Raw genomic sequence first — 2,014 nt, forward strand, 5'->3', positions numbered from 1 at the left:
ACATGTAGTTGACAATAGCAAGAGCCTATACTATAATAATTGATTAGTGCCTTCGCTATAAAGGTAACTCGGAATATGAATAACTAATAAGAAAAGAGTGATTTGTATGAGACTGGCATTCTGCTATGTTTTGATACAACTTAATCACACTGGATCAGCTTCGGAGCTGTAAGGATGCAATAGAGGTAGGGATTGCGTCGTTTAAGTTGAACAAAAAACTACCATGTAGAATTTTTAACCGCGGCAAGTGGGTGAATTACATGACATCCGATGCTTGTATGTAAAAGTAACAAGTAGAGAACTTCATATTTTCCGAAATATAACAAAAGCGAGTCGGACGACGGTCTGACTCGCTTTTTCCAATGGAAAGACGTTTACCTTCTCCGCTCCATGGTAATATAAGTCATAGAAGCCATGAAGGAGGACCCAAGCTATGTCACGTTACTTAGATCGTATTGAACCAGAAGATGTCCGGTTCTTAATGGACCTATCCGAGCTTAAAGAATACGTTACGGAGATGCTCGGCGACGCAAAAGAACTTGTCCAGCTGGAAGTCAGTTATGATCATATAAAAGATCCCTACGATACAACCATCATCAGGCCAATGGTCAAATTAGAAGAAATCAGCGACTTCACAGAGGAGAACCGGCACACCCTATTAGCCACAGGTTTTTCCATTGACCGTGAGCCGTTCGACAATGGAGATTATGCAATGGAGCAAATCTTCGGTCAAGAATACACAGTCGTTGATGTTAACGATGATGAGGATGGTGCTTTCTTCACCATCGAAATGCCCTATCACCATTTTGTTAACGAAAGAGAACAATAATTCTATGGTTTAGAGTCTAAACCCCCGTATTCCAACAAAAGGAGTACGGGGGTTTAATTTATAAAATTGCGGAATGGAATATTCATAAGGAAACAGGAGAAGGTATATGTTCTTCAACCATGATTGGTGAGTGGTTCCACTCTATTAGAAATTGAAATAAAAAAGATTGCTTTAACATTTTCTTGACATACAATGGTCGACTCAGAAGGTTCGATCGAATTAATCGTAAAAGAGCAAAAAAATTTGTAGACATTCAGATCAAAGATCAGGGCTCAGGCATCATGGAAGAAGAGCAAGAACTAATTTTCGAGCGGTTTTACCGCGGAAAAAATAAGACATTAAAAGTCCGGGGTTTAGGACTTGGATTACCTTTTAGCCAGATGCTGGCACAAACTCTTGGAGGAGAGTTATTTTTAGAAAAAACATCATCACAAGGAACATCTTTCACAATGAGACTCACCTATGAAAAAGCCTGACAAACATCGTCTGTCAGGTCATCTTCTACTTATGAACATTCTTTACACGGCCCACTTGGCCGTCTTCTAAGCGTACTTTGATCCCATGGGGATGTGACGGGGATTTCGTCAAGATGTCCTTCACGACTCCGTTCGTCAGTTTTCCTGTCCGTTGGTCTTTTTTTAATACAATATCTACTTCAAGACCGGGCGCTATGTCTTTTCGTTTCTGTCCATCCATCGTTCGTCCTCCTTACTTTCCGATTCTCATCATAACATACCTGAACATAGAAAAAGCACCCTCTACTGGGTGCTTTTTCTCAATCCATTAATTCTTGCTGCCTTTTGCATATTTGCCTTGACGGCCGTATTCTTTATTAGTCGATTCGCTGCGGTTTTCTCCGCTTTTTCCTTAACTGTTACTATTGTTTCCGTTACTGCTGCTATAAGAGAATTGGTTTTGAATGGTACCGTCTTTCTTATGGATAACAGCAGAAGTCCCTTTGTTCTCAGCGATTTCCTTCGCACGGTCAATCGCATCCTGTTTATTTTCGTAGACTTTCGTCGGTTGCTCTGCACCTTCTGCCTTCACTGCCCATCCATCTTCATGAGATACAACGTGCTCGGCTTTATTTCTAGATTCTGCCATTTTACTTTCCCTCCTATGATTATTTGTATAGTTGGTATATAACCGTCTTACAAATAATGTAACCATTGTTTTTTAATTATT

4 protein-coding genes are annotated in these 2,014 nt (G+C 40.2%); 2 read left to right on the forward strand and 2 right to left on the reverse strand.

What is annotated here, in order from left to right; all coding sequences use genetic code 11:
* Positions 1-433 precede the first annotated feature (433 nt).
* Together LD39_RS08125 and LD39_RS08130 are read left to right on the forward strand one after the other, a co-directional pair.
* Complete coding sequence (locus LD39_RS08125; protein WP_035545024.1) at positions 434-829, forward strand: hypothetical protein; 396 nt, start codon at positions 434-436, stop codon at positions 827-829.
* Between the two features lie 182 nt (positions 830-1,011).
* Positions 1,012-1,305, forward strand: coding sequence for a sensor histidine kinase KdpD (locus tag LD39_RS08130; RefSeq protein WP_255349879.1), 294 nt, complete (start codon positions 1,012-1,014; stop codon positions 1,303-1,305).
* Positions 1,306-1,330: 25 nt separating this feature from the next.
* Here LD39_RS08130 and LD39_RS08135 read toward each other — a convergent pair whose 3' ends face one another.
* Both LD39_RS08135 and LD39_RS08140 read right to left on the reverse strand, forming a co-directional pair.
* On the reverse strand, positions 1,331-1,525 hold the full coding sequence (locus LD39_RS08135; RefSeq protein WP_035545030.1) for a YwbE family protein: 195 nt from the start codon (positions 1,523-1,525) through the stop codon (positions 1,331-1,333).
* A 171-nt stretch (positions 1,526-1,696) separates the two neighbouring features.
* The gene (locus tag LD39_RS08140) at positions 1,697-1,933 is read right to left on the reverse strand and encodes a DUF2188 domain-containing protein (RefSeq protein ID WP_035545032.1); all 237 of its coding nucleotides are present in this window, start codon (positions 1,931-1,933) and stop codon (positions 1,697-1,699) included.
* Positions 1,934-2,014: the final 81 nt, after the last annotated feature.

The sequence above is a fragment of the Halobacillus sp. BBL2006 genome, from assembly GCF_000786645.1.
Taxonomy (GTDB): domain Bacteria; phylum Bacillota; class Bacilli; order Bacillales; family Halobacillaceae; genus Halobacillus.

Excerpts from the sequence above, each read along its gene's own strand:
- LD39_RS08135 (WP_035545030.1), bottom strand. The coding sequence starts at position 1,525 with ATGGATGGACAGAAACGAAAAGACATAGCGCCCGGTCTTGAAGTAGAT.
- LD39_RS08125 (WP_035545024.1), top strand. The coding sequence starts at position 434 with ATGTCACGTTACTTAGATCGTATTGAACCAGAAGATGTCCGGTTCTTA.
- LD39_RS08140 (WP_035545032.1), bottom strand. The coding sequence starts at position 1,933 with ATGGCAGAATCTAGAAATAAAGCCGAGCACGTTGTATCTCATGAAGAT.